Below are 14,689 nucleotides of genomic sequence, written 5' to 3'. Positions count from 1 at the left end.
TAAGTATTTCATGGCTTTCAAAGTTCTGGTGGTAGACGACTCAACATTCTACCGCCGACGTGTTCGAGACATTTTAAACGCAGACCGCGAACTGGAAGTGGTCGGAGAAGCCCGGAACGGTCAGGAAGCAGTCGATATGCTTGGACGCATATCGGTAGACGTTATCACCATGGATGTTGAGATGCCGGTGATGGATGGTATCAGCGCTGTAAAAGCGATAATGAACCAGCGGCCTGTTCCTATCCTTATGTTTTCTTCGCTTACCCATCAGGGCGCGCAGGCGACGCTGGATGCGCTGGAGGCCGGTGCGCTGGACTTCCTGCCTAAAAAGTTCGAGGAAATCGCCTCAGAACGTCAACAGGCAGCGGGCGTATTGCGCACCAAGGTCAGACTGCTGGCCCGGCGTGGAACGGGCATGCGTCGGCCCGCAATGAGTAGCAGTAATACTGCGGGTATGCCATCCATGCCCCGAAACGCACCTAAATCGACTTTCTTGCGTTCCTCATCGGTATTAACCGGTCAAAAGGATGCTGCTGTTATTCCATCGGTATCCTCTGTTACTCGCTCGGGTAAAAGTTATCAATGCCTGGCGGTGGGAGCCTCTACCGGTGGGCCCGTTGCGTTACAAAAATTACTTACCCCTTTACCTGCAGATTTCCCTTATCCTATTTTGCTGGTCCAGCATATGCCGGGAACATTTACTGCAGCGTTTGCGCAGCGTCTTGATAATCAGTGTGCAATTAATGTTAAAGAAGCATGCTCGGGTGATATTTTGCAGCCAGGTTGTGCTTATCTGGCACCCGGCGGTAAACAGATGCTTGTGCAAAGACGTCAGACGGGCGTTTCGCTGCAGGTAGTGGAATTTGATGATAGTGCACTGACTTACAAGCCCAGCGTTGATGTGACCTTTGAAAGTGTCGCACAGGCTTTTGGTGGCGATGTCATGGGCGTTATTCTCACCGGTATGGGCGCGGATGGTAAGGAAGGCAGCGCGACGCTTAAGCAAAAAGGGGCAAGTATCTGGGCGCAGGATCAGGCGTCATGCGTTGTATACGGTATGCCCCAGGCTGTAGCTAAAGCGAATATTGCGCATAAGAGCATCAGCATCGACGATATGGCTGGGTGTATTCTCAGCGAAATGATGCCGGTAGCGTAGGGGAAAGCGTGAGAACCTGGACGATTGCCAATCAGAAAGGTGGCGTGGGCAAAACTACCACGACAGTCACTCTGGGCGGCCTGCTCGCTCAGCAGGGAAAGCAGGTGCTACTTATTGATACCGACCCCCATGCATCCCTTAGCTATTACTTTGGCGTGGATGCCGATACGCTTACCAGTTCGGTTTACGATATTTTTGTTAATAAAGCCACCATCGATGCCGATACAGTGCTTAACTGTCTGTGTCCGACAAAGGTCGACGGGCTTTATCTATTGCCAGCGTCTATGGCTCTGGCAACGTTGGACCGTCAGATGGGTAGCGAGCCGGGGATGGGGCTGATACTCAAAAAAGCACTGGCCACAGTAAGTCAAAAGTTCGACTTTGCGCTTATTGATTGTCCGCCGGTATTAGGTGTTTTGATGGTTAATGCGCTGGCAGCGTGTGACAAAGTGCTGGTACCGGTACAAACAGAGTTTCTGGCTCTCAAAGGGTTGGACAGAATGATGAAAACATTGAAAATCATGGGACGCTCGCTGGATAAGCAGTTTGATACCCTGATTGTTCCAACTATGTTCGACCGGCGCACAAATGCTGCGATTAAAGCGCAGGCGCGGTTAATGACAGATTACAAACAGGATGTGTGGCAAGGCATGATCCCGGTGGACACCCGTTTTCGCGACGCCAGCCTGGCACAGCTTCCTGCATCCGTTGCTTTCCCCAAGACCCGGGGAGTGCATGCGTATCAACAGTTACTGGAAAGACTTTCGGTGAGTAAAGCTCATGGCTGAAAATAATACAGTTTCACAGGATGAGGTTATGCAGGACTATCTTGATAGTCTGCTTAAAGAGCCGGCACCTGTAGATCCTGTTAGTCAGACAACAGCAAGACTGCTGGAAAAAGCCTCTGAGCAGTTCCTTGATGATGAGGCTACCACAGAGCAGTTTGAGCAGGTGGTGGTAGACGCTGAATCAGAAGATGCAGTAGTGTCTGAAGACACTACACCAGTAATAGAGCAGTCTGAAGAAGCGTCTGCAGACGTCCAGGTTGTCAGCGATCCGGCAACATCCGCGATGGCGCTGAAAGATCAGCTTGAGGAGTCGTTCCAGGCGTTATTTTTTGAAGTGGCCGGTCTGACCCTGGCGGTACCTCTGATAACCCTTGGTGGTATTCACAACTTGGAGAAGGTTGGGCCGCTGTTTGGTAAACCCGATTGGTTTAAGGGCGTCATGCTGCACCGGGAACAAAAAATCAACGTTGTGGATACCGCAATGTGGGTTATGCCGGAAAAATACGATCAAAATCTGTCAGAGGCACTAAACTATCAATATTTGATAATGCTGGGTGACAGCCTGTGGGGACTGGCCAGCGATAAACTGGTCAACACGGTGACCTTATCAAAAGATGAAGTGAAGTGGCGCGAATCCAACTCCAAGCGTCCTTGGCTGGCAGGAATGGTAAAAGAAAGAATGTGTGCGTTAGTTGATGTAAACCAGCTAATATTAATGCTAAACAATGGCTTAGGCAGTCAGGATTAATCGCCTTAGCAATCGGAGCCAGGTTAATGAGTGAAGAAAGAGCAACCAATAATACACCAGATAGTAACGACCAGGTATTACAGTGGGTGACTTTCCGTTTAGGTGACGAGACCTACGGTATCAATGTAATGCAGGTACAGGAAGTATTACGCTATACGGAAATAGCGCCGGTTCCGGGCGCGCCTGATTATGTGCTGGGTATCATCAATTTGCGCGGTAACGTTGTAACGGTTATTGATACGCGCTCGCGCTTTGGTTTACCCGGCTCAGAAACGACTGACAACACGCGTATTGTGATCATCGAATCCGATGAACAGGTCGTGGGTATTCTGGTCGACAGCGTTGCCGAAGTGGTTTATCTGAAAACATCAGAAATAGACAGCGCGCCGAATGTTGGTACAGAAGAAAGTGCCAAGTTTATCCAGGGTGTAAGCAACCGTGACGGCGAATTATTGATACTGGTAGATCTGAATAAGCTGCTCAGTGACGATGAATGGGATGAGTTAGCTAACCTGTAACGTCAATCGTTTTGCAAAAGCAGGCCAGCGGGCCTGCTTTTTTATTGCTATCAAACAGCATCACTTGCTAATCTGTTGATCTAAAAGATAATGCGGTATTTTCTATGAATGCATCACAATTTTCTGTACTTGCGCTGGCCATCGCTGCCATTGCACTGGTATTGCTTGTGGCATTCTGTATTCAATCTTTTCAGTACCGTAAGCGCACCGAGCAAACACTGGAGACACTCAGGCAACAGGTGGCATCAGTAAGCGCCCAGTCCAAAGATGTAGGGCATCAGGTAGAAGAGCAACAAAACCGCTCCTTGGTGCAAAGTAAGCATATCCAGCAATTACAGGAAGAAATCACCGGGTTTAATAACCAGATCCGCGAAGTAAAACTGCAGGACCCGTCTATGCGCATGTATCAGCGCGCTGCAGAACTGGTCAAACAGGGCGCCTCACTAGAAGAAGTAATGGAGTCATGTGATATTCCAAGAGCGGAAGCAGAGCTCATCGTTACTATTCACAAAAAATAAATCGGAAGTCTCACTATTATCCAGAGGTACTGAAACTGGAAGGACGGTGAGGGCTCAGACTAAATCAAACGACCCATTAGTAGAGGGCTGCTAAAGACAAAAAGCAGACCTTCAAAACCCGCAGCGCGGGCAAAATTGAAGTGCAGCGGAAATTTTGTGCCTGCGCTTGTTACATTTTTCTATGTGGGACAGCCATATGTACCTCCATATGGCTCATTTTCATTACGTTGAGCTTATCTGTTTTGTACTTTTCTTTGAGATAGCTCAATACTTCATTTGGTTTGCTACGATCAACCTCGCCTTGGACTACAAAAGCACAACCTTCCTTTTCTTCATATATAGGGTCTCTGACACCTACTGGCATAGATTGCACTAAAAGAGACGCTTTGAAAGACTCATACCGAGGTGAATGGTTGTTTACACAGAGAGTAGCCTCACCTTTACGGCCAGTGACCATTACAGCGTCTATTGAATCCCTATATTTAAAGAACTGACTAAAGCCGAAGTAATAGCAAGTTCCCGCAAAAGCCTCACCGGAGCTAAAGTCTACAACCGTTTCACTACCATAAAGCCCAGCAATTATTTGCTCTAGTGTGGCGTCGTAAGCTAACCCTGTACAGTGAACCCAAACTACTCTGAAAGTTGAATCGTCAGTAACGTGTGCTTTGATTTGCCTGCGGCCGTCTCGCACTACATTTTGAAGTACACTTTTTGTAGCGAGAGCTTCAGAAATTTCGAAAATTTCACCTCTCGAAAATGCTTCCTCTCTTGCTTCACCAAGCTCTGGATTTGCCTCTTTCTCTTTGACTTCTATCAAATATTCGTTAATGCCGTCGGACACAAGGAAGTCCGGCGTTCGCTTGTCCGACTCAGGGATTTTCTCGACCTGGAGATTAAAGTGCTCTTCCAATGTTCGCTTTACTAAAGTTTCAGTGTCCATCAGTACCTTTCGAAAAGTAACGCTGCCATAATTTGCAGTTTTGGATTGGGGGCATTTGTACTATTTTAAAGCACAAAAGACGTAGCGGAAAAACTGTCAATTGATGGCCCTGTTAGTGTTTTATATTTGGTCTAATTCAACCTTCATTTGTTTACGAATATTGTCGCGAATTGAAACAATCTCTCGGCCTTGTTCTTCGGCTCTTGCCTGAAGTGGTGATAATATCGTCTGATCAGCCCAGAACTCGGGGCTTGCCATCATCCTCAACATTTCTTGCGCTGTATTTGTTGCTTCGCCAACATTAGCTGTCAATTGATCCAGAAGACCATCTAAAACTGATGATGAAATCAGGCGAATGCTATTTGTTTCCGTTGTGAGCTTTAAATGCTCTTGGTGTAGCTCACCAAATAAAGCCATCATGCCTTGGTTAAACTCAGCAATAGCTTCATTTTGGGTTGATTCATCATCAACCAAATAGTTTTCCATAAACTTCGAATGAATCGGGCCAAATCGCTCTAAGAAAATCTCATTGCTTTTGGCGTGAAATTCGTCGAGTAAGGTAAAGAGTTTTGCGAATTGGTTCTTCTTCTCACCATACTTGTGTTTTCTTAATTCAACATCAAGAACATTATTTTTCTTGAGTTCTTCGATTTCTTTCGTGTATTTGACCTGAACTTGCTGCTTTTGCTCCTCTAAGTTTTCAATATCTTCTTTTAAGGCACGATTTTTACCTTTTTCTTTTCCATAAGCAGCAAAGTAACCTGCCGCAATTCCGATTAAAAAAGATATTAATCCAACTATGTATTCCATTCGATTCTCTATTTCATGTGAACAATAACGCCGGGTTCACCGGCTTGTCCGGCACAACGCTTTGTTAGAGCTTTTTACTGAGACTTCATAGTAGCACCCGCTCCCCCTTAAAAACTATATGCTGAGTTTGCGTGGGAAAGAAAATAGAATGTCCGCTTCACGTACACAGCTGCCGTCCGCAGGATGAAACACCATCGGCAGCAACCGGCACTTTAACGAAGTTGAACTCAAGACAAGGAGCAAACGCTCAACACCCGAAGATGGAGCAATTACACGTAAACTAATATACGGAGCGAAGTTCGTTATTTGGTAGCATTAGTTTGTCTCCCATCAAGTCGAAATGTGGCCATGAGTGGATTATGATCTGAGGTCATCACCGCTTCAGTAAAGCTACTCTCACGCCGCAACCCTCTCGCCCAGATATAGTCCAACGGCAGCCCGAAAAACCTGACTCGTTTATCCACCGGGAATGACACTTCCCGCAATCCAGCACCGCTCATCAGTTTTTTCATCTTCTTAAGTCGTCCGTTGCGCCAGGTATTGAAGTCTCCGACAACCACAGCGGGTCCGTTTACAGCACGGAGCAGTTGGTTAATCTGGGTTAATTGACGCTCAAAATCAGACAGTCCAAAACTAAAGTTCACTGCATGCAAATTGACCACCAACAAGCCATGGGCTCGACCCGGTATAGCAAACAACGCAGCTCCTGTAGCCTTGGGACTGCCAAGCCACGGCTCCAGGATCTGAAGCCGGCATACAATATCAGGCGCAACGCCACTGAACATCAGCAGGCCACTGCGAAAGGCCTCTGTGCTGTACCCCGGCGCAAACGACCAGAACAGCTGGCCTGTTTGCGTATCATGCATTTTCGGAGTAAGTAATGCTTCCTGCAGCAGTACAAGCTGTCGCCCTGTGCCCAGCCTTTTGAGATCGGCTAGCCACCCTTCATCTGCGCCTTTTTGTACGTTCCAGCTCAGTATGCTGAGAGTATTGCCAGGGAGCAGCAGTGCCGGCTTCTGGGGGGATTCGGCGATCGTAAAGGATTGCATTGCCTGAATACAGTTGGGTAGGTTGCCGTACATCGCACCATCATGATTGGTGTATTCAACCTGTGAACCGGAATCACCAACCGCCGCGTTCGTGACAAATTGCGCCGTCAGACAAACCACTACAGACATGCTGCTTCGCAGGCAGTCTCGCCAGGTGCGCAGCAACGCTGAAAAGAGATAAAGAGCGATTTGGGTCATTTTCTAACTATAGCTGGTAATACCTGAAAAAATTGTCAGCCAGATAAAATCTCTGATTTCACTTATGTCCGAGTAATATAGGATAACCACACTCTATCATTCTAGACCGGTGATTTCGGTAACCATATAGAGCACCGGTGTTCCTGTTTCCTCAATAAAAGCATAACTCGATGACCACGTTCATCGCTTAACAGCATCATGAAACGCCCTGTTATCATTGATAATCAGATGGTGCGACCTTGCCCAATTGCTTTTGCTAGAACGCATAGAGAGCCTCGACACGGGCAGGGATTCGCTCGTTGGAGACGCTGCTTGGGCTACTCTCCCGAACAGATATGTAAATTGAATAGCCAGGGAAAAAAGCTAAAAGCTTGAACTACCAGTTTCCAATCAGCGTTCCCAAATTTACTATCATTACCCAAACAGAACCACCATCTCTCACAATCACAGAAAACGTTTAGACGTCTAGACGTAAATGTGTTGACATCTTCTGTCATGTCGCCACAATGATCGAATCAGGATAAGTGTGGAGCCAGCATGCCAATCAGAATACCCGAACAACTTCCGGCACAGGATGTCTTGCTGGGAGAAAATATTTTCACCATGGACAGCCTGCGAGCTTCGCATCAGGATATTCGTCCGCTGGAAGTCGGTATCCTGAATCTGATGCCGAATAAAATTGAAACGGAAGTGCAACTGTTAAGGCTACTGTCCAATACACCGCTGCAGATTAATGTCGATTTAATTCGTATTGATAATCAGGCACCCAAGAATACGCCGCAGTCCCATATGGATGCGTTTTATCATGAGTTTTCTCAGGTGGCGCACAAAAAATATGATGGGCTGATGGTAACGGGGGCCCCACTTGCACATTTGGATTACGAGCAGGTGAAGTATTGGTCTAACATGCAGGCGATCTTCGACTGGGCAGAAAAAAATGTGCAATCTACGCTGTATCTTTGCTGGGCAGCGCATGCGGCTATGTTTCATCACTATGGGGTAAACCGTCATTTGCGGGCAGAAAAAATATCGGGCGTGTTCGAACATCAGGTCCTGGACCAACACAATGAACTGCTACGAGGGTTTGACCCGGTGTTTTTTGCACCACACTCTCGTTTTGGTCATATTGAATCGGCCCAATATAGTGGGGTAGATGGACTGAGCGTTCTTGCTGAATCATCTGATGCCGGGGCGTATATTGCTGCCAGTGATGACAAGCGTAAAGTATTTGTAACCGGACACCCGGAGTACGATCCGGAAACGCTGCACGAAGAATTTCAGCGCGACACCGATGCCGGCCTTTCGCCTGTCGTTCCTGTGAATTACTATCCGCAGGACGACCCTTCGCAGTCACCGTTGGTGCGGTGGCGCTCCCACGGCAGCCTGTTATTTACCAACTGGCTGAATTATCACGTTTATCAGACCACACCGTATGATTTAAACTCACTGTCAGGCAGTGATTCACCAAGTAACGAGGATTAGTGTGACCAGTAATCGTTTTGACCAACTCTCAAACGCAGCGCAAGAGCGGATTCTTGTATTAGATGGCGCAATGGGAACGATGATTCAGCAGCATAAACTGGATGAGTCACATTATCGGGGTGAGCAGTATGCAGACTGGCCCAGCGAGCTTAAAGGTAACAACGATTTGTTGTCGGTAACCCAACCTGACCTGGTTTATCAGATTCACTGTGATTACCTGGCGGCCGGTGCTGATATTATTGAGACAAATACATTTAATGCCACTCCCATTGCGATGGCCGATTATGGTATGCAGGCAGAGTCGCGACTGATTAATATTGAGTCTGCGAAAATTGCACGCCGGGCCGCTGATGACTTTACCCGGCAGACACCTGATAAACCGCGTTTTGTGGCAGGTGTGTTAGGGCCTACAAACCGCACGGCCTCCATTTCACCGGATGTTAACGATCCCGGCAAGCGCAATGTGACTTTCGATCAGCTTGTGGCAGCATACACCGAATCGTGCGAGGCACTGATTGAAGGCGGCGTTGATATTATTATGCTGGAAACAATATTCGACACGCTCAACGCCAAAGCAGCGGCATTTGCCGTGCAGGGTGTGTTCGACAGGCTCGGTGAGCGGCTACCGGTTATGGTGTCAGGTACCATCACCGACGCATCGGGCAGGACATTATCAGGCCAGACGGCTGAAGCCTTTTACTATTCCCTGCGTCATATCGAACCGTTCTCCTTTGGGCTGAACTGTGCATTAGGCCCAGATTTATTACGTCAGTATGTGGCTGAAATCGCGGCGATTTCAGAATGTCTGGTGTCTGCGCATCCAAACGCTGGCTTGCCGAATGAGTTTGGTGAATATGATCTTGAAGCTGACCAGATGGCTGCGCACATTCAGGAATGGGCGTCGTCCGGGCTGGTCAATATTGTCGGCGGCTGTTGCGGCAGCACGCCGGAACATATTCAGGCGCTAGCAAATGCCGTAGCGGCGCTTCCGCCACGCGACGTTCCCCGGTTTGACGTGAAAATGCGTTTGTCCGGTCTTGAACCATTTGTCCATTAGGGGGAATTGTGACAGCAGAATTTTCTACATTTATTAATATCGGCGAGCGAACTAACGTTACCGGCTCAGCCCGCTTCAAGCGCCTGATTATGGACGGCGAGTATGAAACGGCACTGGATGTTGCGCGTCAGCAGGTGGAAAACGGCGCGCAGATTATCGATGTGAACATGGATGAAGCCATGTTGGATTCGGTGGAAGCAATGACCACATTTCTGAACTTAATCGCCTCAGAGCCTGACATCAGCCGCGTGCCCATTATGATTGACTCATCTAAATGGGAAGTTATTGAGGCCGGCCTTAAGTGCGTGCAGGGTAAGGCTATTGTTAACTCAATCAGTATCAAAGAAGGTGAGGAACAATTTATTCATCAGGCCACGCTGATAAAGCGCTATGGCGCAGCCACAGTAGTAATGGCATTTGATGAAAAAGGGCAGGCTGACACACAGGCCCGTAAGGTCGAAATTTGTCAGCGCAGCTATAAAATCCTGACTGAAAAAGTAGGCTTTGCACCGGAAGACATTATTTTTGACCCGAACATTTTTGCGGTCGCTACGGGCATTGAAGAGCATAACAATTACGCTGTGGATTTTATCGAAGCCACGCGCGAAATTCGTAAGACATGTCCGCACTCGCATATTTCCGGCGGCCTTTCCAATATCTCGTTTTCATTTCGTGGTAATAATCCGGTGCGTGAAGCCATGCACTCAGTGTTTTTGTATCACGCTATCCGGGCCGGGATGGATATGGGCATCGTTAACGCAGGGCAGTTGGAAGTTTACGACGAGATTCCGGATGAGCTACGCGAAGCCGTTGAAGACGTCATATTAAACCGGCGTGACGATGCTACCGAACGACTGCTGGACATCGCGCCCAATTATCAGGGAGACGGTAAAGCGGCGGCCAAGGAAGATTTATCCTGGCGTGAGGCGTCCGTGAATAAACGTCTGGAACACGCGCTGGTAAAAGGTATTACCGATTACATCATTGATGACACCGAGGAGGCACGCCAGCAGGCTGAACGACCTTTGCATGTTATTGAAGGGCCGTTGATGGATGGCATGAACGTGGTCGGAGACCTGTTTGGTGAGGGGAAGATGTTCTTACCGCAGGTGGTGAAATCGGCACGCGTTATGAAAAAAGCGGTAGCGCATCTGCAGCCTTATATCGAAGCGGAAAAGAGCGACGATAATAAAAGTGCCGGCAAAATATTGCTGGCTACAGTAAAGGGTGATGTTCACGATATCGGTAAAAATATTGTGGGCGTAGTGTTGCAGTGTAATAACTTCGAGGTTATCGATTTAGGCGTCATGGTGCCCTGTGAAAAGATTCTGCAGACCGCGCGGGAAGAGAATGTTGATATGATTGGCTTATCCGGTCTAATTACTCCTTCGCTGGATGAGATGGTCCATGTTGCAAAAGAAATGGAACGCCAGGAATTTGATTTACCGCTGCTGATTGGTGGTGCCACAACATCCAAAGCACATACAGCAGTTAAGATAGAGCAAAATTATCATGCGCCGGTGGCTTACGTGGCAAATGCCAGTCGTGCGGTTGGGGTTTGCCAGAAGCTATTGAACCGGGCGAGCCGGGATATATACGCTGCGGATTTGGCAAAAGAGTACGATAAGGTGCGCGATCAGCACGCCCGTAAAAAGCCACGCTCCAGACCGATTACCATTCAGGAGGCCAGAGATAACGCGGCAAACGTCGACTTTTCTGAGCCACCGGTAAAGCCAAACCAACCCGGCGTGACGCCGGTGACGGTTGATTTGCAAACACTGCGTGATTATATCGACTGGACCCCTTTCTTTTTAACCTGGTCACTGGCGGGCAAATATCCACGCATTCTTAATGATGAGGTAGTGGGTGAGCAGGCCCGTACCTTGTTTGAAGATGCGAATACCATGCTGGATGATGTTATTACCAATAACAGCCTGCAGGCAAAAGGGGTTGTCGGGCTGTTTCCGGCCAACCGGCGCGGTGATGATATCGAAATTTATGCGGATGATACCCGCAGCACCATTATTGGTGTTTCTCATCATTTGCGTCAGCAAACGCTCAAAGAGAAATTTCCGAATTATTGCCTGTCAGATTTTGTGGCCGAAAAAGGCAGTAACGTAGAAGATTATATTGGTGCGTTCGCCGTCACCGCGGGTATAGGCGAAGAGGCGCTGGCAAAAGCGTTTGACCAGGCTGGCGATGATTACAACGCTATCATGGTTAAAGCCGTGGCGGACCGCCTGGCTGAAGCGTTTGCCGAATATCTGCATGAACAGGTAAGAAAGCATTACTGGGGATATGCGCCAGAAGAAAACCTGGACAATGACGCGCTTATCCGGGAAAAGTATCAGGGGATTCGACCGGCACCGGGTTACGCGGCCTGTCCCGAACATACAGAGAAGCAACTTATCTGGGATTTACTCGATGCTGAAAAGCATACAGAAATGTCGCTGACAGAAAGTTATGCCATGTGGCCCGGGGCGTCAGTATCCGGCTGGTATTTTTCTCACCCACAGGCCCGTTACTTTGCGGTAGCGCAAATCCAGGAAGATCAGGTTGAAGATTATGCGCAGCGTAAGGGCTGGGATATCGACACCGCACGTAAATGGCTTGGGCCGAATCTGAATTAACAGGTGCTTATGAAAATTATCAGGCAGAATTTATGAACCAACCTTATAGTCAGGCTTGCGAGAACAACAAACAGCCCATTCTCGCAATTCTGTCACAGGCATTTGAAAGCAGTCAGGTGGTATTAGAAATAGGCAGCGGTACAGGGCAGCATGCGGTGTTTTTTGCCAGCCAGCTACCGCATCTGCAATGGTATACCAGCGATCAGCCGCATTATCATGAAGGCATTAATTGCTGGATCGATCTGCATCCGGCTACTAATCTGCACCGGCCATTGTCGTTAACCATCGGGGAGGAGCCGTTACCTGAGATACAGGCTGACGGGATTTTTACGGCCAATACTGCGCACATCATGCAAAGCGCAGAAGTACAGTCAATGATGGAACAGGTTGCATCAACGTTGCCTGATACCGGTGTATTCTGCCAGTATGGCCCGTTTATTCAGGATGGGCGCTTTAACAGTGAAAGTAATGAAGCGTTTCATCACAAACTGATAAGTCAGGGATACGGGGGGTACAGAGACATCGAAGAGCTTCAGCAGTGGGCGCCTTCGTTGCAGCTCAAAACAATCCACCAGATGCCGGCGAATAATCTGTTGCTGGAGTGGCAAAAAGATAGCGGCTTTTAATAAAATTGAAAAGTGTTTCAACTGGTTTTAATAAAGTTTCTTGTGCTACTGTCGACATTATAGATAAGTGAAATAAAAAAAATAATTCATGATGTCGTTATCTTTACGTAAAAAATTTATGCTCATAGTAGGTGGTAGCATTGCTGCTGTTTTAGCAGTTGTTGCCATCATCGCAGTCACTTATATCGGCCAGGTTGCACGCAAATCTGTTGAAGACGATTTAGCCAGCCGGGTCGCTCTGGAGGCGGAAAATGTCGAGGGCTTTTTTGCCCGCTATGCAGAAGTCGCCCGAACTTTTTTGAGTAACCCCTTCCTGCAAAACTTTTTTGCTGACCATACCCAACGGGGTGCACCTGACTCCGCAATGCCTCAGTCTGAAACAGTTTTTCAGCTGTTTGAAAACATCAGCGAAGCCGACGACAATATCAAATCTGCGTTTTTCGGCTCTGCGCTGACCGGCGAGTATTTTTACGAAGCAGGTCGGGTGGGTGTTGAGTCCGAGGGACCTGATGCAAATGATTCTGCCAAGGGCTATTTCACTACCAAGCGGCCCTGGTTTAACCAGGCGGTTGAGATAGGCGAGCTGTATGTGAGTAAACCAGCAGTCGATTCGCAGGATGGTAGCGTGTCTGCTGTAATTCAATCATCAGTCTCCCGCAACGGTCAGCTTCTGGGTGTGGGCGGCATTGATATTCTTATTAGTACGCTGGGTGATGTGCTGGAGAAAGTCAAATACCAGAATGAAGGTACCGCGTTTCTGTTAGACAATGAGCAGAACATTGTTTATTTCCCGCCTGAGACAAAGGCACTACCACTACATACCCCGCTGGCAGAATTCGATTCACAATTTAATGACTCAACAGGCTTTGACGATGTTGCCGCGTCTATTCAATCGCAGAAGAAAGGCATGATGAATGTCACGTGGCAAGGCGAAGATTACGTTGTGGTCTTTGAACATGTCACTATCGGCGGCGCTAAAATGGACTGGTCTATGGGCCTGCTGGTACCCGAGTCGCTGGTAACAGCGCCGGTAGAACAGGCTTTTTACACTGCTGTTATTGTCGCTCTGATTATCATTGCGCTGGTGCTGGCAATTACCTATGCCACCGGCTCCACCGTTGTTGCACCAATTTTAAGAATGAAAAAAGCGATGGCAGAGATTGCCCGCGGTGATGGCGATTTAACCAAACGCCTTGATGTGCGCTCCAACGATGAGATTGGCGAGCTGGCGACAGAGTTTAACCGCTTTACCGATAAATTACGGGAGCTGCTGAGTCAGACCGCGATGAATACGCAGGCGGTTGCGGCTGCAGCCCAACAGCTTAAAGACGTTTCGCAGAACACCAGTGCTGAAATTTCTCAGGAGCGGGATCAGGTTGATAATGTGTCCACCGCCGTTACCGAAATGGCGGCCACGGTAACTGAAATCTCCGATAATGCTGCACAGTCGAGCCAGGCGGCGACCCTGGCCGATGAGGAAGTACGAAGTGGCACTGTCGAGGCACAAAATACCATGTCTGAGATTAAGGCGCTTGCCGACGCTATCAACGATGCGGTGTCAGTGGTTAACGGACTCAGCCAGGAATCAGATAATATCGGTGCGGTGATCGATGTAATTAACAGTATCGCTGAACAAACTAACCTGCTTGCACTTAATGCAGCAATTGAAGCAGCAAGGGCTGGCGAGCAGGGCAGAGGCTTTGCGGTGGTTGCCGATGAGGTACGCTCACTGGCAAGTCGAACGCAGGATTCTACTGACGACATTCGCCGTATGGTTGAGCGTTTGCAAAGTATGGCTGAGCAGACCGACAAAGTTATGCAGCAGGGCAAAGAGCGGTCTGAGCGAGGCGTTGAGAAAACTGCATCTGTGGTTTCTGCGCTGGAGCGTATCAGTCAGTCAATCGGCACTGTGCAATCGCAAAGTGGTCATATTGCTCATGCCACTGAACAACAAAGTGTGGTGGCCGAAGATATCAACCGGTCGCTGGTAAAAATCACTGGTTTAAGTGACCGTACCAGCGAACATGCATTTGAACTGGCAGCACAGGCTACGCAGTTGAGCGGAGTCGCCGATGAGCTGCAGCAGGTCGTTAATCAGTTCAAAACCTGATAGTACACGGCTATTAAAAAGCGTATCGGAGGTTGTCCGGATGCGCTTTTTTTATAGTT

At 48.3% G+C, this 14,689-nt stretch carries 13 protein-coding genes; 10 read left to right on the top strand and 3 right to left on the bottom strand.

The features are described 5' to 3' along the window. Positions 1-10 precede the first annotated feature (10 nt). From FBQ74_RS12505 to FBQ74_RS12485, 5 genes are all read left to right on the top strand, one after another. Positions 11-1,156 (top strand): protein-glutamate methylesterase/protein-glutamine glutaminase, encoded by a 1,146-nt coding sequence (locus tag FBQ74_RS12505; protein ID WP_139756980.1) that lies wholly within the window; start codon positions 11-13, stop codon positions 1,154-1,156. Positions 1,157-1,164: 8 nt separating this feature from the next. After that, entirely contained in the window at positions 1,165-1,944 is a 780-nt protein-coding gene (locus FBQ74_RS12500) for a ParA family protein (protein WP_139756979.1), read from the top strand. Continuing rightward, positions 1,937-2,692 carry a chemotaxis protein CheW gene (locus tag FBQ74_RS12495; protein WP_139756978.1) on the top strand — a complete coding sequence of 252 codons (756 nt, stop codon included), beginning with the start codon at positions 1,937-1,939 and terminating at the stop codon, positions 2,690-2,692. The genes FBQ74_RS12500 and FBQ74_RS12495 overlap by 8 nt, the downstream gene beginning before the upstream one ends. A gap of 26 nt (positions 2,693-2,718) precedes the next feature. Beyond that, a complete protein-coding gene (locus FBQ74_RS12490) occupies positions 2,719-3,210 on the top strand; it encodes a chemotaxis protein CheW (protein ID WP_139756977.1) in 492 nt (163 codons plus the stop codon). Positions 3,211-3,314: 104 nt separating this feature from the next. After that, positions 3,315-3,728, top strand: coding sequence for a DUF2802 domain-containing protein (locus FBQ74_RS12485; protein ID WP_139756976.1), 414 nt, complete (start codon positions 3,315-3,317; stop codon positions 3,726-3,728). A gap of 169 nt (positions 3,729-3,897) precedes the next feature. On the opposite strand, the gene FBQ74_RS12480 is transcribed toward FBQ74_RS12485, so the two are convergent. The 3 genes from FBQ74_RS12480 to FBQ74_RS12470 all read right to left on the bottom strand — a co-directional run bounded on the left by FBQ74_RS12480 (position 3,898) and on the right by FBQ74_RS12470 (position 6,656). After that, on the bottom strand, positions 3,898-4,668 hold the full coding sequence (locus FBQ74_RS12480) for a hypothetical protein (protein ID WP_139756975.1): 771 nt from the start codon (positions 4,666-4,668) through the stop codon (positions 3,898-3,900). 120 nt (positions 4,669-4,788) lie between these two features. Beyond that, positions 4,789-5,478: a hypothetical protein gene (locus FBQ74_RS12475; protein ID WP_139756974.1), complete on the bottom strand. Its 690-nt coding sequence runs from the start codon at positions 5,476-5,478 to the stop codon at positions 4,789-4,791. A 302-nt stretch (positions 5,479-5,780) separates the two neighbouring features. After that, entirely contained in the window at positions 5,781-6,656 is an 876-nt protein-coding gene (locus FBQ74_RS12470; protein WP_168190662.1) for an endonuclease/exonuclease/phosphatase family protein, read from the bottom strand. A 606-nt stretch (positions 6,657-7,262) separates the two neighbouring features. On the opposite strand from FBQ74_RS12470, the gene metA reads away from it, so the two are divergent. From metA to FBQ74_RS12445, 5 genes are all read left to right on the top strand, one after another. Continuing rightward, positions 7,263-8,207, top strand: a complete 945-nt coding sequence (gene metA / locus FBQ74_RS12465; RefSeq protein WP_139756972.1) for a homoserine O-acetyltransferase MetA — start codon at positions 7,263-7,265, stop codon at positions 8,205-8,207. Beyond that, positions 8,203-9,264 carry a homocysteine S-methyltransferase family protein gene (locus FBQ74_RS12460; protein ID WP_139757958.1) on the top strand — a complete coding sequence of 354 codons (1,062 nt, stop codon included), beginning with the start codon at positions 8,203-8,205 and terminating at the stop codon, positions 9,262-9,264. Before metA ends, FBQ74_RS12460 begins: the two co-directional genes overlap by 5 nt. Before the next feature lie 8 nt (positions 9,265-9,272). Beyond that, positions 9,273-11,894, top strand: a complete 2,622-nt coding sequence (metH, locus tag FBQ74_RS12455) for a methionine synthase (RefSeq protein ID WP_139756971.1) — start codon at positions 9,273-9,275, stop codon at positions 11,892-11,894. A 32-nt stretch (positions 11,895-11,926) separates the two neighbouring features. Then, the gene (locus tag FBQ74_RS12450; RefSeq protein ID WP_139756970.1) at positions 11,927-12,520 is read left to right on the top strand and encodes a DUF938 domain-containing protein; all 594 of its coding nucleotides are present in this window, start codon (positions 11,927-11,929) and stop codon (positions 12,518-12,520) included. 88 nt (positions 12,521-12,608) lie between these two features. Next, positions 12,609-14,630, top strand: a complete 2,022-nt coding sequence (locus tag FBQ74_RS12445; protein WP_139756969.1) for a methyl-accepting chemotaxis protein — start codon at positions 12,609-12,611, stop codon at positions 14,628-14,630. The last annotated feature ends 59 nt before the right edge of the window (positions 14,631-14,689 follow it).

The sequence above is a fragment of the Salinimonas iocasae genome (assembly GCF_006228385.1).
GTDB lineage: Bacteria > Pseudomonadota > Gammaproteobacteria > Enterobacterales > Alteromonadaceae > Alteromonas > Alteromonas iocasae.
Note: the sequence above shows the minus strand (reverse complement) of the source record. Positions and strands in the feature narration are given on the sequence as shown.